Raw genomic sequence first — 23,955 nt, forward strand, 5'->3', positions numbered from 1 at the left:
ATATGGCACGAGGAGTTCACGGATCACCGGCCGACCACTACATGCGACGAACCGCATCGCAGGGGGTTACATGAGATCCAACCGCGCAGCGCTGCGCGCCGGAGTGAGCATGGCAGCGACACTGCCGCTGCTCGCCGGAGCGCTGGCGCTCGGCATACCCGCGGCCCAGGCCGCGGACGGCCCGAGCCGGGACACCCTCGCGGGCACGAAGCCCACCTGGGCGACGGCGAAGGCCGACAAGGGCGCCACGGCCGACAGTTCCCAGGTCTCCGCCCGGGTCTACCTCGCAGGCCAGGACGCCTCGGGTCTGGCCGCGTACGCGAAGGCCGTGTCCGACCCGGAGTCGGTCTCCTACGGGAAGCACCTCAGCGCCACGCAGGCGCAGAATCGCTTCGGCGCCAGCAAGGCGCAGGTCACCGCGGTGACTTCGTGGCTGAAGTCGGCGGGCCTGAAGGTCACCGGCACCACGCAGCACTACATCTCCGTGACGGGTGATGTCGCCGCCGCCGAGAAGGCGTTCGCCACCCAGCTGCACAACTACACCAAGGGCAGCAAGACCTACCGCGCGCCGTCGTCGACGGCCTCCGCGCCGGCCGCCCTGGACGGCGCCGTCCTGACCGTCACCGGCCTGGACAACGCCCCGCACAAGGCGAGCCACAGCGACACCCTGCCGCCGCCGGACGCCGTGTTCAACAACTCCGGGCCGTTCTCCTCGTACTACGGCTCGAACATCGCGAGCACGCTGCCGGACGCGTACGGCACGAAGATCCCGTACGCCGTCCAGGGCTACACCGGCAAGCAGTTGCGGGCCGCCTACGGAGCGGGCACCAGCACCGGCAAGGGGGTGCGGGTCGCCATCACCGACGCGTACGCCTCGCCGACCATCGCGTACGACGCGGCCACCTACGCCAAGAAGCACGGTGACGCGAAGTACGGCAGTGGTCAGCTGCGCCAGGTGCTGCCCAGCGACTACACGAAGACCGAGGAGTGCGGGGCCGCGGGCTGGTACGGCGAGGAGACCCTCGACGTCGAGGCCGTGCACGCGGTCGCGCCCGCCGCGAACATCACCTACGTCGGCGCGGCCTCCTGCTACGACGACGATCTGCTCGACTCGCTGGGCAAGATCGTCGACGGGCACCTCGCCGACATCGTCTCCAACTCCTGGGGCGACATCGAGGCCAACGAGACGACCGACATCGCGGCCGCCTACGACCAGGTCTTCCAGCTCGGCGCGGTCGAGGGCATCGGCTTCTACTTCTCCTCCGGCGACAACGGCGACGAGGTCGCCCACACCGGTACGAAGCAGGTCGACACCCCGGCCAACTCGGCGTGGGTGACGGCGGTCGGCGGTACCTCGCTGGCGGTCGGCAAGGGCGACAAGTACCAGTTCGAGACCGGCTGGGGCACCCAGAAGGCGCTGCTTTCCGCGGACGGCACGAGCTGGACGGACTTCCCCGGCGCGTACACCTCGGGCGCGGGCGGCGGCACCAGCAGCACGGTGGCGGAGCCCTACTACCAGAAGGGTGTCGTCCCGGGCTCGCTGGCCAAGGCCAACAGCACCGCGGGCAACCGTGTCGTCCCGGACATCTCGGCCGTCGCCGACCCCAACACCGGTTTCAAGGTCGGCCAGACGCAGACCCAGCCCGACGGGACACAGGCGTACAGCGAGTACCGGATCGGCGGCACCTCGCTCGCCGCGCCGGTGATCGCGGCCGTCCAGGCGCTGGCCCAGCAGACGCGCGGCGGCAAGGCCATCGGCTTCGCCAACCCGGCGATCTACTCCAAGTACGGCTCGAAGGCGTACCACGACGTCACGGACAACCCCACGGGTTCCGGTCTCGCCGTGGCACGCGTCGACTTCGCCAACGGCTACGACGCCACGGACGGTCTCCTCACGTCCGTGCGCAGCCTCGGCAAGGACAGCTCGCTGTCCGCCGTGAAGGGCTACGACGACGTCACCGGGGTGGGTACCCCGGCGAGCGGCTACATCCAGTCGTACGGCCGCCACTGAGGCCCAGGCGATGGTTCCCCGCGCCCGCCCCCGACGGAGGTCTCGTCGGGGGCGGGCGTACGTCTGCCTCCCGACGGACCTTCACCACCCCATCGCGTCGCTCTGACGATTACACTGGCCCTTGTGCCTCCTCTGAACTTCCGGTCGCTCTATCAGCACGGCTTCGCACGCGTCGCCGCCTGTACGGGCCACACCGTCATCACGGACCCGCACGCCAACGCCGAGGCGGTGCTGCGCCACGCGCGCAGGTGCGCCGAGGAGGGCGTGGCCCTCGCCGTCTTCCCGGAGATGGTGCTGTGCGGCTACTCGATCGAGGACCTGCTGCTCCAGGACGCGCTGCTCGACCAGGTCGAGGAGGCGCTCCAGGAGGTGGTGGCGGGGTCGGCCGGGCTGCTGCCGGTCCTGCTCGTCGGTGCTCCGCTGCGCCACCGCGACCGGGTCTACAACTGCGCGGTGGTCGTACACCGCGGCCGGGTCCTCGGGGTCGTGCCCAAGTCGTACCCGCCGAACTACCGGGAGTTCTACGAGCGTCGGCAGATCGCCGCCGGCGACGACCAGCGCGGCGGCACGATCGTGGTCGGCGGGGAGCCGGTGCCGTTCGGCGTGGACCTGCTGTTCGCGGCGGCCGACGTGCCCGGTCTGGTGCTGCACACGGAGATCTGCGAGGACATGTGGGTGCCGGTGCCGCCGAGCGCCGAGGCGGCCCTGGCGGGCGCGACCGTCCTCGCCAACCTCTCCGGCAGCCCGATCACCGTCGGCCGGGCCGAGGACCGCAAGCTGCTGTGCCGCTCGGCGTCCGCGCGCTGCCTCGCCGCGTACGTCTACGCGGCGGCCGGCCTGGGCGAGTCGACCACCGACCTGTCCTGGGACGGGCAGACCCTGATCTACGAGAACGGGGCGCTGCTGGCCGAGTCCGACCGCTTCCCGCTCGACGACCAGTTCGCCGTCGCCGACATCGACCTCGACCTGCTGCGGCAGGAGCGCCAGCGGATGGGCACCTTCGACGACAACCGGCGCACGCACGGCGCCCGTACGGCCGGCTTCCGTACCGTGTCGTTCCAACTCGACCCGCCCACCGAGGACTTGGGCCTGCGGCGGCGGATCGAGCGCTTCCCGTTCGTGCCCGCGGACGCCGACCGGCTGGCCCTGGACTGCTACGAGGCGTACAACATCCAGGTCGCGGGGTTGCAGCAGCGGCTCGCGTCGATCGGTGGCGCGAAGGTCGTCATCGGGGTGTCCGGCGGGCTGGATTCCACGCACGCGCTGATCGTGGCCGCCCGCGCGATGGACCGCGCGGGCCGCCCGCGCAGCGACATCCTCGCCTTCACGATGCCGGGCTTCGCCACCAGCGACCACACCAAGGACAACGCGCACAAGCTGATGGCCACGCTCGGTGTCACCGCGGCCGAGCTGGACATCACGCCGACCGCGCGGCTGATGCTGAAGGAGATGGGCCACCCGTTCGCCGCCGGGGAGCCGGTGTACGACGTCACCTTCGAGAACGTCCAGGCCGGGCTGCGCACCGACTATCTGTTCCGGCTCGCCAACCAGCGCGGCGGCATCGTGCTCGGCACCGGTGACCTCTCGGAGCTGGCGCTCGGCTGGTCCACGTACGGCGTGGGCGACCAGATGAGCCACTACAACGTGAACTCGGGGGTGCCGAAGACGCTGATGCAGCATCTGATCCGCTGGGTCATCGGCAGCGATCAGTTCGGCGAGGAGGCCGGCAAGATCCTCGCCGCGATCCTCGACACCGAGATCAGCCCGGAACTCGTACCGGGTGAGGAGATGCAGTCCACCGAGTCGAGGATCGGCCCGTACGCGCTGCACGACTTCACGCTCTTCCATGTGCTGCGCTACGGGTTCCGGCCGTCGAAGATCGCCTTTCTGGCCTGGCATGCCTGGCACGACGCGGACGCGGGTGCCTGGCCGCCGGGTTTCCCCGAGGCCAAGCGGGTGGCGTACGAGCTGCCGGAGATCCGGCGCTGGCTGGAGGTCTTCTGCCGTCGCTTCTTCTCGTTCGCGCAGTTCAAGCGGTCGGCCATGCCGAACGGGCCGAAGGTCTCGGCGGGCGGTTCGCTGTCGCCGCGGGGCGACTGGCGAGCGCCGTCGGACAGCTCGGCGACGGTCTGGCTGCGGGACCTGGCGCGGTTCGACTAGGCGGTTTTCGCCCCCTCCGCCCCTGCCCGTCCCGTATCCGGGGGCTGTCGCCCCCAGACCCCCGCTTCGCGCTGAACGCGCTCGTCCTCAAACGCCGGACGGGCTGAAAACCTCCAGCCCGGCCGGGGGCAGGGGCGGAGGGGGCGAAGAGACTCAGTGGTGCACCGAATCCGCGTGCTCAGGCACGTGCGAGGTCACCACACGCTCCCGGCCGGCACGGGACACCGGGACCTGCCGACGGTCCACCACGTACGCCACCCCGGCAACTCCCAGCCCCAGCACGGCGAGCCCCGCGCCCACCAGCGCCGGGGACGTCACGCCGAGCCCCGCCGCGAGCGCGAGGCCTCCGATCCAGGCACCCCCCGCGTTGGCCAGGTTGAACGCGGCCTGGTTGGCCGAGGAGGCGAGGGACGGGGCCGACGACGCCTTCTCCATGACCATCATCAGCAGGGGCGTGCTGGTCACGAACGCCGCCGTACCGAGCAGGAGCACGGCGAGCGGGGCGCTCCACGCCGTTCCCATCAGTAGCGGGAACAGCGCCAGGACCACCGCGAGCGAGATCAGGCCGCCGAAGAGCGTGCCCCGCATCGACCGGTCCGCCAGACGCCCGCCGAGCAGGTTGCCGGCCGTGGCGCCGACGCCGAACAGCGCGAGGAGCAGGGTCACGCTGGAGTCGGCGTATCCGGCGGCGTCCGTCAGCATCGGTGTGATGTAGCTGTACGCGGCGAACAGCGCGCCGAAGCCGGCGACCGTCGTACCGAGGGCCAGCCAGACCGGGAGCGAGCGCAGGGCGGCCAGTTCGCCGCGCAGGCCGGCCGCGGGCGCGTGGGTGCCGTCGTGGGGGACGAGGAGCGCCAGGGACGCGACGGCCAGCAGGCCGATCACGCTGACGCCGAGGAAGGTGGCGCGCCAGCCCAGCTGCTGGCCCATGAGCGTGGCCACCGGGACGCCCACGACGTTCGCGACCGTCAGGCCCAGGAACATCAGGGAGACGGAGCGCGCCTTGCGCTCGGGGGCGACCAGGCTGGTGGCGACGACGGCGCCCACGCCGAAGAAGGCGCCGTGCGGCAGGCCGCTGAGGAAACGGGCGGCCAGCAGCCAGTTGTAGTCGGGGGCGAGGGCGGAAAGCGCGTTGCCCGCGACGAAGAGCAGCATGAGGGCGATCAGTACCTTGCGCCGGGACATCCGTGCGGTGGCCGCGGCCAGGAGCGGGGCGCCGATGACGACACCGAGCGCGTACGCGGAGACCAGGTGACCGGCCGTGGGGATCGATATGTGCAGGTCGCCCGCGACGTCGGGCAGCAGGCCCATCATCACGAACTCGGTGGTACCGATGCCGAAGGCGCCCACGGCTAGGGCGAGCAGGGCCAGGGGCATGAGAGGCCTTTCAGGGGAGCGGAGGGCGCGCGGGGGTGCGTGGGGACGTACGCGCGCGAGGTCGCGCCCGTGCACACCGATGTACACGGGACGCGTAAGTTCATCTGTGGAACAAAGCCTCTCAGGCTCAGTATTCCAAGAGGTTAAGACCCGGTTGCGGAGATCTTCACGCGGGCGGCGACCGGAAGGTGATCACTGCCGGTCCTGGGCAGGGTCCAGGAGGTGACCGGCTCGATCCCCTTGACCATGATCTGGTCGATCCGGGCCATCGGGAACGCCGCGGGCCAGCTGAAGCCGAAGCCGCTGCCCGCCGCGCCCTGTGTGGAGCGCATCTGCGCGGTGACGGCGTTGAGCGCGCGGTCGTTCATCGTGCCGTTCAGGTCGCCGAGCAGGATCACCTGCTTGTTCGGGTCGTCGGCGATCGCCTCGCCCAGCGCGTCGGCGCTCGTGTCACGCTGGTGGGCCGTGAACCCGGCCTCCAGCTTCACCCGTACCGAGGGCAGGTGGGCGACGAACACGGCGATCGGGCCCTCCGGCGTCGTCACCGTGGCCCGCATCGCGCGCGTCCAGCCCAGCTTGATGTCCACGGGCAGTGAGTCGGACACCGGGTACTTGCTCCACAGGCCGACGGTGCCCTGCACCGAGTGGTACTTGTACGTCGGCGCGAGCGCCTCCTCGTATGTCGGGACCGCGGTGGCCGTCAGCTCTTCGAGGGCCACCACGTCGGCGCCGGACGCGGCCACGTCCCGGGCGGTGCCCGCGGGGTCCGGGTTGTCGGCGTTGACGTTGTGCGTGGCGACGGTCAGGTTCCCGCCGGTCCCGTGCTTGTCGCTGATGAGCCCGCCGAAGAGGTTCAGCCAGACGACCGCGGGCAGCAGCACGGCGATCAGCGCGGTCGCCGATTTCCGTACGAAGGCCAGGACCAGCAGCACCGGCACGGCGAGGCCGCACCAGGGCAGGAAGGTCTCGGTGAGGCTGCCCAGGTTGCCGATCACGTTCGGGATGCGTGAGTGCAGCAGCATCACCAGCGCGAGGATCACCGCGAGCGCGGCGAGGATCACACCGCGGCGCCAGATGCCGTGGTCACCGCGCCAGCCGTCGAGCAGGCGCCGAAGCCGGGACCCTCTGCGGTCGGGCCCCTGGCCGCCGCTGCCCGTCTCCGTCATATACGCCTGCGCCATACCGTCGCCTCACAACTTGCCGTGCACACCGTCTGCCCCGCGGTTACGACCCTAGGGGATGATCCGTGTCCTTCCCGCCGTCCCATGACGGCCGTACGGGCACGAGGACGCGCAACCTCGACTCCGGAGTTCCGAATACGGAGGTGGAAGGCGTCCCCTGTGACAAAACGTGCACATACGACCCGTCAGAAATCGGCTGGACCGTCCGGTGAGTGCGGCGCGGGGACTACGGCTTGACGGGGCCCAGTCCCTCCAGCACCGCGTCCACGATCCGTTCCGCGAGGTCTTCGGGGAGTTCGGCCTCGGGGCGCAGGAGCGACCGTACGAGCATGGGGCCGACGAACATGTCGTTGAGCAGCTCGATGTCGATGTCCTCGCGGAGTTCGCCGTTCTGCTGACCGCGGCGCAGGACCTCGAAGGCGATCAGGCGGCGCGGTCCGACGACCGTCGCGTGGTACGCGTCCCAGACCTTGGGGCTGCTCTTCATCTGCGCGTAGACGTTGTGCAGGATCAGCGACGAGCGGGAGACCAGGCCGCGCTGGCGCAACTGCTCCAGGATGACGATCAGGTCCTCACGCATCGAGGTGCCGGGGAGTTCCGCGTCGGGCGGCTCGGCGGCCCGCAGGACGTCGACGAAGAGGGCCTCCTTGCCGCTCCAGCGGCGGTAGATGGTCGCCTTGCCGACACCGGCGGTGCGGGCGACGCGCTCGATGGAGACCTCCCCGAGCGGTACGCCCTCCTCCAGGAGCTTCATCACGCCTTCCATGATGGAGCGTTCGACGGCCTCGCTGCGGGGGCGACCCCTTGGGGGACCCTCGTGCCTGTCCTGGCTTTCAGCGAGGTCCACGTCGAACTCCGTCCGCTCCTTGGTTGCGCCTGATCCTTGACTGCGTCCGGACCTTGGCTGCGCCTGGATCTCTGTCGCGCCTGGGGTGATTCTCCCCGGTCTCCACGTGCGTTGCCTGTGGTTACGACCCCGCCTTCACCAACTCCGTCTCCTTCTTGTCCTCCTGCGGCGCCGGAGGACGGCCCGGCAGGAAGAGGAACACGATCAGCGCGCCGATGACGGCGACGCCCGTGCCGCAGAGGGCGGTGACGTGCATGGCGTGCAGGAAGGCGTCGTTGGCGGGGGTGATGAGGCTCTTGCCCTCGGGTCCGAGCCGGGCGGCGACGCCGAGGGTGGCCTCGATGGACTCGCCCGCGGTGTGCCGCAGGCCAGCCGGGACCAGGGTGAGCTTGTCCTCGATGCTGTTGCGGTAGGCAGCGGAGAGGACGGAGCCGAGGACGGCGATGCCGAGGGCGCCGCCGACCTGGCGGAAGGTGTTGCTGAGGGCGGACGCGGAGCCCGCCTTCTCACGCGGCAGGGCCTGCATGATCACGACGCTGGTCGGGGTCATGATGTGCGCCATGCCGGTGCCCATGAAGAAGAAGATGACTTCCAGGATCCAGATCGGCGTGTCCGCGTCCAGCGTGGCGAACGCGGCCAGCATCGCGGCGATGATCAGCAGCCCCGCCGTGCAGGTGGCCTTGTTGCCGAAGCGGTCGACGACGAGGCGGGCCCGCGGCGCGAAGATGAGCTGGGCGACGGCGAGCGGCAGCATCAACAGACCGGTCTGGAGCGGCGAGTAGCCCCGCACGCTCTGCGTGTAGAAGACCGAGAAGAAGGTGACGCCCATCAGCGCGAAGAAGACGAGCGCGATGGCGGCCATCGCGGCCGAGAAGACCTTGTTCTTGAAGTAGGTGACGTCGATGGACGGGTGGTCGCTGCGCTTCTCGAAGATCACGAAGCCGACGAGCACCGCGATTCCGGCCCCGATGGTCGCCAGTACCGTCGGGTCGGTGAAGTCTGCCAGCTGGCCGCCCTTGATGATGCCGTAGACCAGCAGGACGAGACCGACGACGGAAAGGACCACGCCGATCGGGTCGACGCGTCCGGGGTTCGGGTCGCGGGAGTCCGGGACCAGCCAGACCATCAGGACCAGCGCGATGAGCACGATCGGCACGTTGACCAGGAAGACCGAGCCCCACCAGAAGTGGTCGAGGAGTACGCCACCGGTGATCGGGCCGATCGCGATGGCGAGGCCGACGCCGCCGGCCCAGATGCCGATGGCCTTGGGCTGCTCGTCGCGCTCGAAGACGTTCATCAGGACGGAGAGGGTGGCGGGCATCACGAACGCGGCGCCGAGGCCCATCACCGCGCGGAACACGATGAGCTGGACCGGTGAGCCGGACTCGGCGGCCAGCGCCGAACCTATGCCGAACACCGCGAGACCGGCGAGCAGCACCTTCTTGCGGCCGAGCCGGTCGCCGAGGAGGCCCGCGGTGAAGAGCAGTCCGGCGAAGACGAGGGTGTAGGCGTTGATGGCCCACTCCAGCTCACCCTGGGTGGCGCCGAGGCCGATGGGCTCGGGGGTCGAGATCGTCTTGATCGCGACGTTCAGGATCGAGTTGTCGAGCACCACGATCAGCAGGCTCAGCATGAGCACGCCGAGGATGACCCAGCGGCGCCTGTGCACCGCCTCGGGCACGTGTCGTTCGGAAGGGGGAGCGGAAGTTGTCATGGCGACCAGCCTAACGACATTCGATACGACACCGTCTCGTATCGAAAATGCTTTACGGAGACCTTACAAAGGGACCTAGGTCGCAGGGAGGAGGCCCCGAGGGGCGTCTCCTGGCGGGTCTCCGGGCCCGGTCTAGCCGCGCGTGACACGAGGTGCCACCATGGAGGTGATCCGGGGACGCCGTCAGGGTGCCTCGAGATGACAGAAGGAGCCGTTGCGATGACGCAGATTCCGGCTGCCGCGAAGCAGCCTGCGGAGGGTGTCCGCCCGTCCACCGACAGCAGCAAGGCGCTGTACGGGGGCAAGAGCACCCGCCGCATCACGGTGCGCGACATCACCGCCGCCAAGGAGCGCGGTGAGAAGTGGCCCATGCTCACCGCGTACGACGCGATGACCGCGTCCGTCTTCGACGAGGCCGGCATCCCGGTCATGCTCGTCGGCGACTCGGCGGGCAACGTCCACCTGGGATACGAGACCACGGTGCCCGTCACCATGGACGAGATGACCATGCTGTCGGCGTCGGTCGTCCGGGGCACCTCCCGTGCCCTGATCGTGGGCGACCTGCCCTTCGGGTCCTACCAGGAGGGCCCGGTCCAGGCGCTCCGCTCGGCCACCCGCCTCGTCAAGGAGGCCGGGGTCGGCGCGGTGAAGCTGGAGGGCGGCGAGCGCTCGCACCGCCAGATCGAGCTCCTGGTGGAGTCCGGGATCCCGGTCATGGCGCACATCGGCCTGACCCCGCAGTCCGTGAACTCCATGGGCTACCGCGTACAGGGCCGTGGCGAGGAAGCCGCCCAGCAGCTGCTGCGCGACGCCAAGGCGGTCCAGGACGCGGGCGCGTTCGCCGTCGTCCTCGAGCTGGTCCCGGCGGAGCTGGCCGCCGAGGTCACCCGCACCCTGCACATCCCGACGGTCGGTATCGGCGCGGGCCCCGACACGGACGCGCAGGTCCTCGTCTGGACCGACATGCTCGGCCTGACCGGCGGCAGAATGCCGAAGTTCGTCAAGCAGTACGCCAACCTGCGCGAGGTCATGGGCAACGCGGTGAAGGCGTTCGCCGATGACGTCGTCGGCGGAACGTTCCCGCTGGACGAGCATTCCGTGCACTGAGAGCAATTGCGGACCTGAGGCCCACCGGGACCTGAGGTCCACTGAGCCACTGCGGCACCGAGGCGACCCGTCGAACATCCCCCGTCGACGGGTCGTCGCCCGTTTTTGCGCCTGAACCGGCGCCGCTCTCGCGGACCGAATTGCTCGCCGTGGGGGTTCCTCAATTGATGGTCGCGGTGCGTACTTGTTTCAGCAGACGCGCCCCGTCCTCCCCCGCGAACCACCGCGCATGCCCCACGAAGTACTCGTACGCCAGTGCCGTGTTCTGCGCGGACCGGGTGACCCCGTGGAAGTAGCCCATCTCGGAGAGCGCGAACTCGGCGTGTACGAGGGGCAGCAGCTCGGGCAGGGCGGCCGACTCGACGGCGCTGAGCGGACGTACCGAGGTGTAGCCGTCGAGGAGTGCGTCCACGTCCTCGAAGCGGACCGGGCGGGCCGGGTCCAGCCACTGCACGGTGTTGCGCTCGATGGCGGTGGCCAGGTCGTGGACGGCGGTCGTACGGTCACTGAGGCCGAAGTCGAGAACGGTGGACACCTCGCCGGACGCCGTGTCCCACAGCAGGTTCGAGGCGTGCCAGTCGTTGTGGGTCCAGAGGGGGGCGAGACGGCTGAGGTAGGGCAACAGGCGCTCGTAGAACGGGAGATGGACCTCGCGCAGGTCCTCCCGCCAGGGCCGGCGCGCCAACGCGGCGCCGACTGCCGGGCGGGCGGCCGCGTACGCCTCCAGTGCCGCTTCCGGGTCGACCGCCGCGAACACGGTGAAGGAGGAGACCAGGTGCCGTGGGCGGCGGCGCGGGGCGTCGAACCCCTCGGCCGCCAGGTGGAGTTGGGCGAGCGCGGCGCCGGCCGCGCGGGCATGGCCCACGGAGACGAAGGGCGACCAGGACAGCGCGTCGCGGTACAGGTCCGTACCCGCGCCGGCCGAGTGGATCTCGTACACCCACTCCCCCCGCGCCCGGGCGCCCAGCACCTCGACGACCGGTGCGCCGCGCCCGCGCAGGTACCGCAGGAAGGCGTGCTCCTCGGCCAGACCTTCGAGGGTGCGTACGACGCTGTGGTGGCGTTTCACGAAGAGGCGCCGCCCGCCCTGCTCGACCAGGGCGGCGGCGGACAGCGGGCGCGGGCTGCGCCACAGCACCTGCGCGGGGCCGACGACGGCCTCGACCTCGGCGTCGGTGAGGGGCGGCCAGTCGGGGGCGACGGGGTCGGTGCCCATGCCGTGGGCCAGCAGCCTGCTCATCCCGTCACCACCTGGTCCGCCTTCTCCGTCTTGTCGGTTGCTCCGGCCCTGCCGCTCAGTGCGTCGAACAGGCGTCGCTCGGTTGCCGCGAACTCCGGTTCGGTCAGGGCGTCCAGGCCGCGCGGGCCCGAGCGCGGTACCTCGATCCGCTGCACGACAGTGGCCGGGCGGGGTGAGAGCACGTGCACGGTGTCGGCGAGCAGGACGGCCTCACGGATGTCGTGGGTGACCAGGAGGACGGTCCAGCGGTAGCGCTGCCACATGTCGGCGAGCCAGAGCTGCATCTCGGTGCGGGTGAGCGAGTCGAGCGCGCCGAACGGTTCGTCGAGCAGCAGCACGGGTCGCTCCAGGACGACCGTGCGCAGCAGGGCCGCGCGCTGGCGCATACCGCCACTGAGCTGGAAGGGGTAGGCGGACTGGAAGCCGTCGAGTCCGAAGGCCTCGAAGAGCTCGCCTGCCCGGCGCCGTGCCTCCTTCTTCCGTACGCCCTGGGCCTCGAGGCCGAGCGCGGTGTTGTCGAGCACTGTGCGCCAGGGGAACAGCAGGTCCTTCTGGGGCATGTAGGCGACCTTGCCGGAGGCCACCGACGCGGGGGCGCCGTCGACGAGGATCTCGCCCGAAGTGGGCGTGTCCAGGCCGGAGATCAGGTTGAACAGGGTGCTCTTGCCGCTGCCGCTGGGGCCGATGACGGCGGCGAACTCGCCGGGTTCCACGGTGAGTTCGACGTCACGCAGTACGTCGAGCGAGCCGAAGGCCTTTCCCGCGCCCCGTACTTGGAGACCGCCACGTACGTGGAGATCGCCCGGTACTTGGAGGCCTGCCCGCGCTTCGGGGCCTCCCCGCGCCTGGAGACTCATGTCCGGCCCTCCTTCAGCAGCGCCCGCTCCCACGGCAGGACGAGCCGTTGCAGCAGATAGGTCGCCCCGAACAGGGCGATGCTCAGCAGGGCGGTGACCACGACCGCCGCGAACACCAGGTCCGTGCGGAACGCGCTCTTCTGCGCCTGCATGTAGATGCCCAGGCCCTTCTCGGCGCCCGCGTACTCGGCGAAGACGGCGCCCACCACGGCATACGTGATGCTGACGCGCAGCCCGGTGAAGAAGTGCGGCAGTGCGCTCGGGACGCGGACGAGCCGGAACGCACGCCAGCGGCCGGTGCCGAGCGAGCGCAGCAGGCGCATCGCGTCGCGGTCGGTGGACGCGAAGCCCGCCGCGAGGTTGGCGGCGAGCGGGAAGAACGTGGTCAGGGTGACCACCAGCATCTTCGGCAGCAGCCCGAAGCCGAACCAGATGATCAGCAGGGGCGCCACCGCGACGATCGGGATGGTCTGCGAGGCCACCAGCAGCGGGTAAAGGCCCCGGCGGGCCGCCGCCGAGAAGTCCAGGATCACGGCGACCAGCCAGGCGGCGGCGAAGGAGAGCGCGAAGCCGAGCAGGGTCTCCTGGAGGGTGGGCAGGGTCTGGTCCCACAGGTCGGTGCGGTTGGCCCAGCCCTGGTCGAGGACGCGGCCGGGGCTGGGCAGCACCGTCGGGTCGACGCCCGCGGCGGTGACGTACGTCTGCCAGCCGCCGATGACGACGGCGAGGACGAGGAGGGGTGGCCAGACGGCACGCAGTGCCGCCTTCACTGGGTGGCCGCCGGGAGATAGTCGTTGGTGAAGAACTCCGAGGCGTCGGGGGCCTTGGTGAGCTTCTTGCCGTTCTCGTCGGTCAGCAGCCCGGCCTTGAACTCGAAGTCGGCGAAGTCCTGCCAGCGCTCGGCGCTCTGGGTGCCCAGTGTGCCGTCCTTCGCCCGGTAGTACTCCTTGGCGAGCAACTGCTCGCTCTCCTTGACCAGTTCGGTGTTGGTGAGCGTGCTCTTGTTGGCCGCGATGAGCAGGTCGGCGGCCTGGTCCGGATTGTCGGCGGCGTACTCGTAGCCCTTGTTCAGCGCTGCGACGAACTTTTTGGCTGTCTCCGGGTTGTCCTTGAGGTACTGGCTGGAGGAGGCGATGACGGTCGAGTAGATCGCCGGGACGCCGTAGTCGGCGAGCGCGAAGTCCTTGAGCGGTTTGCCCGTCTCCTCGGCCTCCAGTCCCTCCCAGGTCGGCATCGGCATCGCGAAGTCCGCCTTGCCCGCGTAAAGGGCCGCGTACGCCGAGGTGTTGAGGGTGATCTGCTTGAAGTCGCCCTTGCCGCCGTCCGCCTGGATGACCTTCTGGAGCAGGGCCTTCTCGTAGGGGGCGCCGAACCCCGCGTACGTCTTGCCGTCCAGGTCCTTGGGGGACTTGATGTCGTCGCGGTCGGCGCGTACGGAGACCGTGACGTTCGTCTGCTGTGTGACGGCGTACACCGACTTGATGTCCTGGCCCGCCGCGCGCGCGGTGGTGATGCCCTCCTGGTAGGAGATGCCGAAGTCGGCCTTGTGGCCGGCGATCAGCGTCTCGGGCGCGGTCGTGCCGTACGGCACGATCTTCAGGTCGATCCCGGCGTCCTTGAACCAGCCCTTCTGCTGGGCGACGTAGATGCCGGTGTGGTTGGTGTTGGGGGTCCAGTCCAGGGCGAGGGTGACCGTGGTCGTGCCGTCCTCGGCGGCGGCAGACGTGGAGTCCTGCGACGCGCAGCCGGTCAGGGCGAGAGCGGCGGCGGTGGATATGGCGAGCAGCGCGGTACGGCGTCTCATGGGGATCCTCGGAGGGGGCGCGGCGGCGGTGGTCGGGGCGTGGAGGGGGGCCTCGCGTCGGGGACGCGGGGGTGCTCCTCACCTCAGGGACGTGGGGGTGTTCCTCACAGCCGACACAGTGCGCTGCTGACCCGCATCAGGTCCACGGCCATACGCTTCGTCAGTTCCCGTGCCTGGCAGGTCACTTGGTGCCCACCGGGGCGGCTTCGAGCAGGTCGTTCGTGTACGAGGACGCCCAGTCACGGGCGTGCGCTATGGCGCCGTGCCGGGCGAGCCAGTCGGCGTAGGGCCCCATGCGGGTCTCGTCGATCACGCCCCAGTGGCCGCCGGCGCCGGTCCAGGTCGGGGCGACCAGGGCGAGGGAGCGGGCGATCAGGGGGCGGGAGAAGTAGGGGATGACGCGCTCCAGCAGGGAGCGGGTGTGGTCCTGATCGGCTGCGGCGGCCGCGTAGCCGCGGGCGGTGGCGGACAGGAAGGCGCGCACCAGGTCGGGGCGGGTGCCGGCGTAGGCCTCGTTCGTGCCGAGGAGGTAGCTGTGGTAGCGGGGGGCGCCTATCTCGTCGACCGGCCAGGTGAGCCGCCGGTCCTCGGGGAGGTCGCCGCGCAGGGCGTCCCAGGACCAGTAGTTGCCGAAGGTGGCGTCGGCCTCGCCGGACGCGATGTCGTCGACGGTGAGTTCGCGGTAGCCGGCGTCGACGGTGATCACCGCGTCCGGGTCGCCGCCGTCGGCCGCGACGAGGTGACGGACCATGGCGCGGCCACGCGGGGTCGGGTTGTACGCGAGGCGTCGCCCGGCGAGGTCGCGGGGGCGGGTGATCCCGGTCGAGCGGGCGGTCTGGATCGCCTCCAGGGCGCGGTGGTTGACGGCGGCGACGGCGAGGAGCGGCTGGGCGTGTGCGGCGCGGCGGGCGAGGAGGCGGTTCGGCGGGAAGATGCCGAAGTCCACCTCACCGCGGGTGAGGTACTCCAGGGTGTCGCCGCGTCCCGGATCCTGGACGGCGAGTTCCACGTCGAGGCCCGCCTCGCGGTACCAGCCGCGGTCCCGGGCGACGTACAGACCGGCGGAATTCGGCCACGGGTGGAAGTAGTCGAGCATGACTCGGACGTGCGACATGGAGGAACTCCGCATACGGCACTCAGGCGTGCGGGCCTGATGAGGGAGAAAGAGGGAGAGGAGGGGGAGGGGACCGGCCCAGGTCAACAACAGGAGCGGGCCGCCGCGGCGGGCGCCGGGGGACAGCTGTGCTCGACTGCTGAAGACATGCGGTACTCCTACGCGGGGCACTGAGGCGGAGCCTCTGAGTGTCAAGTGGTGCGGTCGGCGTTCCCATGGGGACCGGGGCCGGCCATGGCCGACTCGAATCCCAGACGCCCTCTCAGCCCAACCGGGTAGGGGCTCCCGCGTAGATGTCCGAAACCATAACCCCCGGCTGCCGTCGTTGCGCAAGCACGATCCACGATGTGGGACGAATCTGCCCAGTGAGCGAGATATTGCAGCTCAGGGGCGCGCTTCGCGCATACCTCCGCGTTAGCATCCGGCCATGACCGACGCACCGCCCTCCGCTCCCTCACCGCGCGGCCCCCTCCTTCCCGGACCGCTGGTCGACGACGCCTGGCTCGCGGCCCGCCTCGGCGACCCCCGGCTGGTCGTCCTCGACGCCACCGCGCTGCTCCCCTCGCCCCGCCACGACGGCGACTACCGCTCCGGCAGCGGTCACGCCCAGTGGGCCGAGCGGCACATCCCGGGCTCCCGGCACGCGGATCTCACGGGCGAGCTGTCCGACCACGCGGCGCCGTACCACTTCGCCGTTCCCGCGCCGGAGGCGCTGGCCACCGCACTTCAGCGGCTCGGCGTACGGGACGGCAGCGAGGTCGTCGCCTACGACAGCGGGGGCGGCATCTGGGCAGCCCGGCTGTGGTGGATGCTGCGGGCGATCTCCGTACCGGCGGCGGTACTTGATGGCGGGCTGCCGGCCTGGGAGGCGGCGGGGCGGCCGGTCGTCGGGGAGGAGGAACCCGGACGGGCGGAGCACGGACCGGCGGCGAACGGGCAGGCGGAGCACGCGCAGAAGGCGCCCGGCTCGGCCGCGCACAGGCACGCGGAACCCGGACCGGCGGAACACAGGCAGGCCGAACCCGGAGCGGCGGAACCCGGACAGCAGGCGCCCGGACACGAAGTGCACGCACCGGCGGAGCCCGTACAGAAGGCGGCGCCCGGACCCGCTGACCGCACTCTCACCCCCGTCCCTCTCCCCCACGTCTGGGCGTCCCTCCCCGACGTGGTCGCCGTGCTGCGCGGGGAGCGGCCCGGGACGCTCGTGTGCGCGCTTCCGGAGTCCGGGTTCGACGGCAGTGCGCCCACCCGGTACTCGCGGCGCGGGCACATCCCCGGCAGCCTGAACCTGCCCGGGCGCGGGCTGCTCGACGAGGCCGGGCGCTTCCTGCCGCGCGCCGAACTCGCCGCGCGCGTCGGGGCGGTGCTCGACGACACCGCCTCCCCCGTCGTCCTGTACTGCGGCGGCGGAATCTCCGCGGCCGGCGCCGCCCTGGCGCTGACGCTGCTGGGCCGCACGGACGTCACGCTGTACGACGGCTCGCTGGAGGAGTGGTCGGCGGACCCGGAGCGACCCCTCGTACAACAGGGCTGACCTGGGCGGACACCGTGCTGTCGGTGGCGTGTAGGCGGCTGTGGGCGGGCTGTCGGTGGTTTGTCGGTGGCGGCTGGCACCTTGGTGGTCATGACGCGAATCGACAACAAGCCCCGGCACGGCCAGAGCGCCGTCACCGTAAGGGGGCTGGTCAAGCACTACGGCGAGACCAAGGCGCTCGACGGTGTGGACCTGGATGTGCACGAGGGCACCGTCCTCGGTGTGCTGGGTCCCAACGGCGCCGGCAAGACCACCCTCGTCCGAGTGCTGTCCACCCTCATCACCCCCGACTCCGGCCAGGCGACGGTCGCCGGCTACGACGTGCTGAAGCAGCCCCGGCAGCTCCGCCGCGTGATAGGCCTCACCGGCCAGTACGCCGCGGTCGACGAGAAGCTCTCCGGCTGGGAGAACCTGTACATGATCGGGCGGCTGCTCGATCTGCCCCGCAAGGACGCCCGCAGGCGTTCCGACGAGCTCCTTGAGCGCTTCTCGCTCACCGAGACCGGCAAGCGCCCGGCGGCGACGTACTCCGGTGGTATGCGCCGCCGGCTCGACCTCGCCGCCTCCATGATCGGCAGTCCGGCCGTGCTGTACCTGGACGAGCCGACGACCGGCCTCGACCCGCGCACCCGCAACGAAGTGTGGCGCGAGGTCAAGCGGATGGTCGCCGACGGCGCCACCGTGCTGCTCACCACCCAGTACATGGAGGAGGCCGAGCAGCTGGCCTCCGAGCTGACGGTCATCGACCGCGGCAAGGTCATCGCCAACGGCCGGATCGACGAGCTGAAGGCGAAGGTCGGCGGCCGCACCCTGCGCGTCCGCCCGGTGGACCCGCTGGAGCTGCGCCCGCTGGCCGCGATGCTCGACGAGCTGGGCCTCACCGGCCTCGCCACCTCCGTCGTGGACACCGAGACCGGCTCCGTGCTGGTCCCGATCCTCAGCGACGAACAGCTCACCGCCGTGGTCGGCGCGGTCACCGCACGCGGCATCACCATCGGCTCGATCAGCACCGAACTGCCCAGCCTGGACGAGGTGTTCCTCTCCCTCACCGGCCACAAGGCCGGTGTCCCGCAGGACAGCACCCCGGCCCGCGCCTACGAGGAGGTCTCCGCGTGAGTACCGCTGTCATCGATGTCCCCCTCGCCGCGAAGGACGAGGGCCGCATCAGCCCCCGCGCGCACGCGCGCCATATCGGCGCCCTGGTCCGCCGCAACCTGCTGTGGATCCGTCAGGACCCGGAGTCGATGTTCGACGCCATCCTGATGCCGGTCGTCTTCACCCTGCTGTTCGTGTACGTCTTCGGCGGCTCCATCGGCCAGTCGCTGGGCGGCGGCCAGGAGGTGTACGTCCAGTACGTGGTGCCCGGTCTGATGGCCATGACGGCGATGAACATCGCGATGGCCGTCGGCACCGGCTTCAACGAGGACTTCCAGAAGGGGGTGATGGACCGCTTCCGCACCCTGCCGATCGGCCAGGGCTCCGTGCTCTTCGCCAAGATCGTGGTGGAGCTGATGCGGATGCTCGTCGCCACGACGGTCCTCATGATCGTCGGCGTGCTGGTGGGCTTCGACATCACGAACTGGCCGGGCCTGTTCGCCTCCATCGGGCTCTCCGCCCTCTTCGGCACCTCCCTGATGTGGATCTTCCTGGTGCTCGGTGTAACGCTGAAGAACGCGCAGTCGGTGCAGGCGCTGGGCTTCCTGGTCCTGATGCCCCTGCAGTTCGGTTCGTCGATCTTCTCGCCGACCCAGACCATGCCCGGCTGGCTCCAGGCCTTCACCGACTACAACCCGCTCTCCTCGCTGGCGGACGCCTCGCGCGGACTGATGGTGGGTGGCCCCGTCGCGCACGACCTGTGGGTGACGCTCGGCTGGACGGCGGTGATCACGGTGGTGATGGCGCCGTACGCGATCCACAAGTTCCGTACGAAGTCCTGACGTTGGGCACGCCGAGCGGCTGCTCTCGGTCCGGTCCGCGTCAGATGAGGGCGGCGGCCTCCTCCATGGAGAGCTCGCCGCCTTCGGCGTACGCGGCTTGGTACGCCGCGTCGTCGAGTACGGCCCGCAGGCCCGCCTCCGCCTGGACGCGCATCTCGTCCTCCACCGGGGCCGCGAAGTGACCCGGCGGCAGGAAGTGGTCGGCGGCGCCCAGGAGTCGGGCCGCGTCGTCGGCGCGGTCGGCGCCGTACAGGCCGGTGAGGGCGATGGCGGCGGTGGTCAGATGGGTGGAGATCAGGTTCGGTGTGATCATCCGCGACAGCGGGTCCAGGGACCGCTCCACGGCTCGCCGCGCCTTGTCCCGGGCGTCCGCGTACCGTCCGTCGAGCGCGTCCAGCCAGGCGTCCACCCCGATCACGTAACCGTCGAAGATCACGAAGGTGCTGGCTCCGAACTCCTCGCGCAGCAGTCGCAGTTGCTCGCGCGCCTCGTCGATCCGGCCGGTGCGGCCGAGCCGCATGGTGAGGAAGAGCCGGCCCGCGGGCATGGCTTCGTTGACGGCGCCGAAGCCCTGCGCGAGCACCTCGCGCAGCATCCGCTCGCCCCGCTCGGGCTCGCCCAGCTCGATGTACATGCTGCCGAGGCGGACACTCAGCACGGCCGCCTGGGCGCGGGCACCGAGCCGTTCGGCGTACGCCATCGCCTCCGCGTAGTCCGTGGCGGCGGACCCGAACTCACCCCGGCGCTCATGGGCCTCACCGCGCGCAGAGAGCGCCTCGGCCGCGCCCCAGGCGTCGCCGACGCGGCCGAAGATCTCCAGCGCCTCGTCGGCGTCGCGGGTCGCGTCGCCCGCCCAGTCGGCGCGGTTGGCGAGGATGTTGGCGCGCATCTGGAGGGCGACGGCGAGTTCCCATTCGAGGCCGAGCTCGCGGCAGGTGCTGACGGTCACGTCGATGACGGAGCGCATCCGCTCCATGTCGCCGGTGAGCAGGACGGCGTAGAACCAGAGGCTGCCGGGGCTGCGGCAGGTCTGCGGGAGGCCCGGCCGGTAGGTCCCCGCGATGACGCGCAGCCGCTCCTGGGCCTCCGGCGTCATCCAGGCCTCCAAGTCCATGTCCATACCGGCGAGATGGACGAGGTGCACTCCGCGCCGCGCCTCTTCGAGGACCTCCGGGCGCAGTGGCGGCGCGGTGGCGGTGACGCTCTCGTACAGCGGGGCGACCGGACGTGCGGGCGGCGCGAACGGGTCGGGGCCCAGGGCCATGACCTCGGCGGACCAGGTGCGGGCCTCGATGCGCTGGTCGCGCATCTGCCAGTACCAGTTGAGTGACAGGACGAGGCAGATGGCCTCCTGCTCGTCGCGTTCGGTGACGGCGTGCCGCAGGGCGGTGCGCAGGTTCTCGTACTCGCGTTCAAGGAGCGCGATCGCGGCGGCCTGGCCGTGGCCGCGCAGTTCGGGGTCGGTGGTGCGGGCGAGTTCCCGGTAGAACGTGAGGTGGGCGCGCTCGGCGGGGGCGCGGTCGCCGGACTCGTCGAGGCGTTCGCCCGCGTACTCGGCGACGGTTTCCAGGAGCCGGTAGCGCATCCCGCCGTCCGCCGAAGGGGCCGCCACCACAAGGGACTTGTCGACAAGGGAGCCCAGCGACTCCAGTGCGGTGGGTCCGCAGACGGCCTCGGCGGCGGCGAGTTCGCAGCCGCCGGCGAACACGGACAGCCGCCGCAGTACGTCGCGTTCGTCCTCGTCGAGCAGGTCCCAGGACCAGTCGACGACCGCGCGCAGGGTCTGCTGCCTCGGCAGGACCGTACGGGCCCCCGAGGTCAGCAGCCGGAACCGGTCGTCGAGGCGGTCGGCGATCTGCCGTGCGGTGAGCAACCGCAGCCGGGCGGCGGCGAGTTCGATGGCTAGCGGCAGTCCGTCCAGGCGCACGCAGATCTCGGCGGCCGCCGCCGGGTCGTCCTCGATCCTGAATCCCGGCCGGGCCGCCGCCCCGCGGTCGGCGAGCAGCCGCAGCGCCACGGGCTCGGGCAGCGGCTCCACCGGGCGCAGCAACTCCCCCGGTACGCCCAGGGGTTCGCGGCTGGTGGCAAGCACCGTCAGTCCGGGGCAGCGCTCGAGGAGCTCCTCGACGAGGTGCGCGGCGGCGTCCACGACATGCTCGCAGTTGTCGAGGATCAGCAGCATGCGGCGCTTGGCGCAGTGCTCGGCGAGCCGGTTGAGGGGGTCGTCGTGCCGGTCGGCGACCGCCCGCATCTCCTCGGCGCCGGCACCGCGCAGCACGGTCTCGCGCGCACCGACGGCGGTGAGCACCGCCTCGGGCACGGCCTTCGGGTCGTCCACCGGGGCGAGTTCGGCCAGCCACACCCCGTCGCGCGCCGCGTACGCCACGGCCTCCGCCGCCTCCTGCGACAGCCGCGTCTTTCCCGCCCCACCGGGTCCGAGCAGGGTCACGAGCCGTGCCGCCGCGAGGTCGCCCCGGATGGTGTCGATGTCGGCCTCGCGTCCGACGAAGGAGGTGAGACGGGCGCGGAGGTTGCCGGGGCGGGCGGGTACGGAGACTCGGGACTGGGCCGGTATCAGCAACTGAGCGTGCAGGGTGCTCAGTTCGGGTCCCGGGTCCGAGCCGAGGCGGTCGGCCAGTAGCTGTCGTACGGACTCGTACGCGGCCAGCGCCTCCGCCGGGCGGCCCGCGTCGCGCAGGGCGCGCAGGCGCAGGGCCTGGAGGGGTTCGTCGAGGGGGTGGCTGTCGCAGAGGGCGGTGAGTTCGGGCAGCGCCTGTTCGGCTTCGCCGAGGGCGAGGGCCGCGGTGAAGCGGGCGCGGCGTACGTCGAGGCGGCGGGTCTCCCAGCGGGCCGCGTCGGCGGTGCGGTCGGGGAGGTCGGCGAGGGCCGGGCCGTGCCACAGCGCGAGGGCGTCGTCCAGGACGACCGCCGCCTTCGCGGGGTCGCCGTCGGCCAGCGCGCGGGTGCCCTCGCCCGCCAGCCGCTCGAAACGGTGCAGGTCGATGTCGTCCCGGCCCGCGGTCAGCCGGTAGCCGCCCTCGTCCGAGTCCACCGCCCCCGCGCCGAGCGCCCTGCGCAGCCGCCCGACCAGCGCCTGGACCGCGGCCTGCGCGTCCGCCGGCGGGTCGCCGTCCCACACCTCGTCCACCAGAACGGATACCGGCACCGCCCGTCCGGTCCGCAGCGCGAGCACGGTCAGCAGGGCACGCAGCCGCGCCCCGCCCACCGGAACGGGCGTGCCGTCGGGGCGAAGTGCCTGGGTGGTGCCGAGGATGCGGTAGCGCACGGGGTCCATTGTCACTGGTGACGGACCCGCTCCGCTTCCGGGTTTCAGACCCGCATGAACTGGGAGGAGCCGAGGACCAGGGTCTGGTCGGCGACGGGGATCCTGATCTCGTCGCCGAAGACGCCGGATTCCGTGTGCTGGTACTCCCCGTCCACGGGACGGGTAAGGAGGATCCAGCGTGCCGAAAGGACATTGACGACGAGGTAGGCCGGAATGCCGCGCATCGCGTAGTGGTCGGGCTTGGTGTTGTAGTCCCGGCCCTCGCGCTCCGGGGACACGACCTCCACGACGAAGGGCAGCAGATCCTCCGGGAACCTGGTCTTGCTCGCGTCGAACTTGTCCAGCGGCAGGGCCGAGACATCCGGTTCCGGCTGATGCCCCTCGCGAGGCGGCGAGATGCTGAACTCCCCCACGGGAAACCACCCGGGCATCCCGGTCTCGATCTGAGAGGCGATGCGGCGCTGCGTCGTGAGATGCGCCTGCGTGACAGGTACCACCGTGAGTCCGCTGCGTGTCAGGCGGAGCCGCATGCTCCTGGGCAGCCGGATGCGCTCCAAGGCGTCCTGCCGCCAGTCATCGGCGATCGTCACGGCACCTCCTCAGCCGAACCGCTTCCAACGTAACGACTGTCAGGAACCTCTGACCGTCCGCGGGACGTTCCCCACAGACCACCGGTACGGTCGACCGCACACCCCCCACCCCACCCCAGGAGCCCCACTCCATGACCACCACAGCCTCCCGGCGCAGTGACCGGAGGATCAGCCCCGTCTTCATCGGGATCGTGGCCGTGACGGCGGTGACCGGCTGGGCGACCTGGACCGGGTTCGCCGAGCAGCCAGGTCTGGCCGTGTTCCTGTTCGTGACGTCCGCGTGGATCGTCTCGCTCTGTCTGCACGAGTACGCCCACGCGCGCACCGCCCTGCACAGCGGGGACATCTCGATCGGCGCGAAGGGTTATCTGACGCTCAACCCGCTCGCCTACACGCACGCGCTCCTCAGCATCGTGCTGCCGGTCCTCTTCGTGATCATGGGCGGGATCGGTCTGCCAGGCGGTGCGGTCTTCATCGACCGGAGCAGGATCCGGGGCCGCTGGAAGCACAGTCTGATCTCGGCGGCGGGCCCGCTGACCAACGTCCTCTTCGCGATCGTCTGCACGGCGCCGTTCTGGCTGGGCGCCCTGGACGGGGTGCCGGACCCGTTCCGCTACGCGCTGGCGTTCCTCGCGATGCTCCAGATCACGGCCGCGATCCTGAACTTCCTGCCGGTGCCGGGCCTCGACGGCTACGGCGTCATCGAGCCCTGGCTGTCGTACGGCATCCGCCGCCAGGTCGAGCCCTTCGCACCGTTCGGCCTGCTCGCCGTGTTCGCGGTGCTGTGGATCCCGTCGGTGAACACCGCGTTCTTCGACGCGATCTACTGGATCCTCGGCGGCCTGGGCATCGACGACGTCGAGCGCTACTGCGGTCAGAACCTGTACCGCTTCTGGGGCAACGTCAACGAGTACTGCACCGTCACTCAGTGACCGAGCCCGAGCCCGGTCCCGGTCCCGTTCCCGGTCCCGTTCCCGTTCCCGTTCCCGTACGCATCCTGCCGCGCCGCAGGTAGTACCACGCCATGTTCGACGACAGTCCGGCCAGCAGCACCCACACGATCCCCAGCAGGCTGCCCTGGACGAAGGAGACCACGGCCGCGGCGACGGCGAGGATGCAGACGAGGACGGCGTAGAGGGCCAGGCGGGGCATGGGATCGGCTCCTGTCGGGGGGACACTGCTTGGCACCAGTGTCC

At 70.8% G+C, this 23,955-nt stretch carries 20 protein-coding genes; 7 read left to right on the forward strand and 13 right to left on the reverse strand.

All coding sequences use genetic code 11. The features are described 5' to 3' along the window. Window positions 1-70 precede the first annotated feature (70 nt). Both ACFVKT_RS22960 and ACFVKT_RS22965 read left to right on the forward strand, forming a co-directional pair. Window positions 71-2,011 carry a protease pro-enzyme activation domain-containing protein gene (locus tag ACFVKT_RS22960; RefSeq protein WP_385734338.1) on the forward strand — a complete coding sequence of 647 codons (1,941 nt, stop codon included), beginning with the start codon at window positions 71-73 and terminating at the stop codon, window positions 2,009-2,011. Window positions 2,012-2,143: 132 nt separating this feature from the next. Then, on the forward strand, window positions 2,144-4,171 hold the full coding sequence (locus ACFVKT_RS22965; protein WP_385735002.1) for an NAD(+) synthase: 2,028 nt from the start codon (window positions 2,144-2,146) through the stop codon (window positions 4,169-4,171). Window positions 4,172-4,324: 153 nt separating this feature from the next. Here the strand turns inward: ACFVKT_RS22965 and ACFVKT_RS22970 are convergent, their stop codons facing one another. From ACFVKT_RS22970 to ACFVKT_RS22985, 4 genes are all read right to left on the reverse strand, one after another. Next, window positions 4,325-5,548: an MFS transporter gene (locus tag ACFVKT_RS22970; protein ID WP_385734339.1), complete on the reverse strand. Its 1,224-nt coding sequence runs from the start codon at window positions 5,546-5,548 to the stop codon at window positions 4,325-4,327. A gap of 143 nt (window positions 5,549-5,691) precedes the next feature. After that, a complete protein-coding gene (locus tag ACFVKT_RS22975) occupies window positions 5,692-6,729 on the reverse strand; it encodes an endonuclease/exonuclease/phosphatase family protein (RefSeq protein ID WP_385734340.1) in 1,038 nt (345 codons plus the stop codon). Window positions 6,730-6,955: 226 nt separating this feature from the next. Next, window positions 6,956-7,576 carry a TetR/AcrR family transcriptional regulator gene (locus tag ACFVKT_RS22980; protein WP_385734341.1) on the reverse strand — a complete coding sequence of 207 codons (621 nt, stop codon included), beginning with the start codon at window positions 7,574-7,576 and terminating at the stop codon, window positions 6,956-6,958. A gap of 121 nt (window positions 7,577-7,697) precedes the next feature. Continuing rightward, window positions 7,698-9,290 carry an MFS transporter gene (locus tag ACFVKT_RS22985; protein ID WP_385734342.1) on the reverse strand — a complete coding sequence of 531 codons (1,593 nt, stop codon included), beginning with the start codon at window positions 9,288-9,290 and terminating at the stop codon, window positions 7,698-7,700. A 219-nt stretch (window positions 9,291-9,509) separates the two neighbouring features. On the opposite strand from ACFVKT_RS22985, the gene panB reads away from it, so the two are divergent. Continuing rightward, the gene (panB, locus tag ACFVKT_RS22990; protein ID WP_385734343.1) at window positions 9,510-10,397 is read left to right on the forward strand and encodes a 3-methyl-2-oxobutanoate hydroxymethyltransferase; all 888 of its coding nucleotides are present in this window, start codon (window positions 9,510-9,512) and stop codon (window positions 10,395-10,397) included. A gap of 160 nt (window positions 10,398-10,557) precedes the next feature. Here panB and ACFVKT_RS22995 read toward each other — a convergent pair whose 3' ends face one another. From ACFVKT_RS22995 to ACFVKT_RS23020, 6 genes are all read right to left on the reverse strand, one after another. Continuing rightward, on the reverse strand, window positions 10,558-11,637 hold the full coding sequence (locus ACFVKT_RS22995; RefSeq protein WP_385734344.1) for a phosphotransferase enzyme family protein: 1,080 nt from the start codon (window positions 11,635-11,637) through the stop codon (window positions 10,558-10,560). Then, window positions 11,634-12,494: an ABC transporter ATP-binding protein gene (locus ACFVKT_RS23000; protein WP_385734345.1), complete on the reverse strand. Its 861-nt coding sequence runs from the start codon at window positions 12,492-12,494 to the stop codon at window positions 11,634-11,636. The genes ACFVKT_RS22995 and ACFVKT_RS23000 overlap by 4 nt, the downstream gene beginning before the upstream one ends. Continuing rightward, the gene (locus ACFVKT_RS23005; protein ID WP_385734347.1) at window positions 12,491-13,264 is read right to left on the reverse strand and encodes an ABC transporter permease; all 774 of its coding nucleotides are present in this window, start codon (window positions 13,262-13,264) and stop codon (window positions 12,491-12,493) included. Before ACFVKT_RS23005 ends, ACFVKT_RS23000 begins: the two co-directional genes overlap by 4 nt. Next, window positions 13,261-14,298, reverse strand: a complete 1,038-nt coding sequence (locus ACFVKT_RS23010) for an ABC transporter substrate-binding protein (protein ID WP_385734349.1) — start codon at window positions 14,296-14,298, stop codon at window positions 13,261-13,263. The genes ACFVKT_RS23005 and ACFVKT_RS23010 overlap by 4 nt, the downstream gene beginning before the upstream one ends. 104 nt (window positions 14,299-14,402) lie before the next feature. Then, window positions 14,403-14,483 carry a putative leader peptide gene (locus ACFVKT_RS23015; RefSeq protein WP_385735004.1) on the reverse strand — a complete coding sequence of 27 codons (81 nt, stop codon included), beginning with the start codon at window positions 14,481-14,483 and terminating at the stop codon, window positions 14,403-14,405. Further along, window positions 14,480-15,412 carry an ABC transporter substrate-binding protein gene (locus ACFVKT_RS23020; RefSeq protein WP_385734351.1) on the reverse strand — a complete coding sequence of 311 codons (933 nt, stop codon included), beginning with the start codon at window positions 15,410-15,412 and terminating at the stop codon, window positions 14,480-14,482. Before ACFVKT_RS23020 ends, ACFVKT_RS23015 begins: the two co-directional genes overlap by 4 nt. Window positions 15,413-15,839: 427 nt before the next feature. On the opposite strand from ACFVKT_RS23020, the gene ACFVKT_RS23025 reads away from it, so the two are divergent. From ACFVKT_RS23025 to ACFVKT_RS23035, 3 genes are all read left to right on the forward strand, one after another. After that, a complete protein-coding gene (locus ACFVKT_RS23025) occupies window positions 15,840-16,946 on the forward strand; it encodes a rhodanese-like domain-containing protein (protein ID WP_385734353.1) in 1,107 nt (368 codons plus the stop codon). 90 nt (window positions 16,947-17,036) lie between these two features. Continuing rightward, a complete protein-coding gene (locus tag ACFVKT_RS23030) occupies window positions 17,037-18,062 on the forward strand; it encodes an ATP-binding cassette domain-containing protein (protein WP_385734355.1) in 1,026 nt (341 codons plus the stop codon). Continuing rightward, entirely contained in the window at window positions 18,059-18,883 is an 825-nt protein-coding gene (locus ACFVKT_RS23035; RefSeq protein WP_385734357.1) for an ABC transporter permease, read from the forward strand. The genes ACFVKT_RS23030 and ACFVKT_RS23035 overlap by 4 nt, the downstream gene beginning before the upstream one ends. A gap of 40 nt (window positions 18,884-18,923) precedes the next feature. Here ACFVKT_RS23035 and ACFVKT_RS23040 read toward each other — a convergent pair whose 3' ends face one another. Further along, window positions 18,924-22,178, reverse strand: coding sequence for a BTAD domain-containing putative transcriptional regulator (locus ACFVKT_RS23040; RefSeq protein WP_385735005.1), 3,255 nt, complete (start codon window positions 22,176-22,178; stop codon window positions 18,924-18,926). 35 nt (window positions 22,179-22,213) lie between these two features. Then, window positions 22,214-22,759, reverse strand: a complete 546-nt coding sequence (locus tag ACFVKT_RS23045) for a Uma2 family endonuclease (RefSeq protein WP_385734359.1) — start codon at window positions 22,757-22,759, stop codon at window positions 22,214-22,216. Between the two features lie 131 nt (window positions 22,760-22,890). Between ACFVKT_RS23045 and ACFVKT_RS23050 the strand changes: the two genes are divergently transcribed. After that, a complete protein-coding gene (locus ACFVKT_RS23050) occupies window positions 22,891-23,691 on the forward strand; it encodes a site-2 protease family protein (RefSeq protein ID WP_385734361.1) in 801 nt (266 codons plus the stop codon). On the opposite strand, the gene ACFVKT_RS23055 is transcribed toward ACFVKT_RS23050, so the two are convergent. Then, complete coding sequence (locus ACFVKT_RS23055; RefSeq protein WP_385734363.1) at window positions 23,681-23,911, reverse strand: hypothetical protein; 231 nt, start codon at window positions 23,909-23,911, stop codon at window positions 23,681-23,683. The genes ACFVKT_RS23050 and ACFVKT_RS23055 overlap by 11 nt on opposite strands. Window positions 23,912-23,955: the final 44 nt, after the last annotated feature.

This window comes from Streptomyces sp. NPDC127595 (assembly GCF_042671685.1).
Lineage (GTDB): Bacteria > Actinomycetota > Actinomycetes > Streptomycetales > Streptomycetaceae > Streptomyces.

Bases quoted from the DNA above. Each gene is read 5' to 3' on its own strand.
- ACFVKT_RS22985 (WP_385734342.1), bottom strand. From the start codon at position 9,290: ATGACAACTTCCGCTCCCCCTTCCGAACGACACGTGCCCGAGGCGGTG.
- ACFVKT_RS23020 (WP_385734351.1), bottom strand. From the start codon at position 15,412: ATGTCGCACGTCCGAGTCATGCTCGACTACTTCCACCCGTGGCCGAAT.
- ACFVKT_RS22960 (WP_385734338.1), top strand. From the start codon at position 71: ATGAGATCCAACCGCGCAGCGCTGCGCGCCGGAGTGAGCATGGCAGCG.
- ACFVKT_RS23010 (WP_385734349.1), bottom strand. From the start codon at position 14,298: ATGAGACGCCGTACCGCGCTGCTCGCCATATCCACCGCCGCCGCTCTC.
- ACFVKT_RS23050 (WP_385734361.1), top strand. From the start codon at position 22,891: ATGACCACCACAGCCTCCCGGCGCAGTGACCGGAGGATCAGCCCCGTC.
- ACFVKT_RS22975 (WP_385734340.1), bottom strand. From the start codon at position 6,729: ATGGCGCAGGCGTATATGACGGAGACGGGCAGCGGCGGCCAGGGGCCC.
- ACFVKT_RS23025 (WP_385734353.1), top strand. From the start codon at position 15,840: ATGACCGACGCACCGCCCTCCGCTCCCTCACCGCGCGGCCCCCTCCTT.
- ACFVKT_RS23000 (WP_385734345.1), bottom strand. From the start codon at position 12,494: ATGAGTCTCCAGGCGCGGGGAGGCCCCGAAGCGCGGGCAGGCCTCCAA.
- ACFVKT_RS23055 (WP_385734363.1), bottom strand. From the start codon at position 23,911: ATGCCCCGCCTGGCCCTCTACGCCGTCCTCGTCTGCATCCTCGCCGTC.
- panB (WP_385734343.1), top strand. From the start codon at position 9,510: ATGACGCAGATTCCGGCTGCCGCGAAGCAGCCTGCGGAGGGTGTCCGC.
- ACFVKT_RS22995 (WP_385734344.1), bottom strand. From the start codon at position 11,637: ATGAGCAGGCTGCTGGCCCACGGCATGGGCACCGACCCCGTCGCCCCC.
- ACFVKT_RS22970 (WP_385734339.1), bottom strand. From the start codon at position 5,548: ATGCCCCTGGCCCTGCTCGCCCTAGCCGTGGGCGCCTTCGGCATCGGT.
- ACFVKT_RS23030 (WP_385734355.1), top strand. From the start codon at position 17,037: ATGACGCGAATCGACAACAAGCCCCGGCACGGCCAGAGCGCCGTCACC.
- ACFVKT_RS23040 (WP_385735005.1), bottom strand. From the start codon at position 22,178: ATGGACCCCGTGCGCTACCGCATCCTCGGCACCACCCAGGCACTTCGC.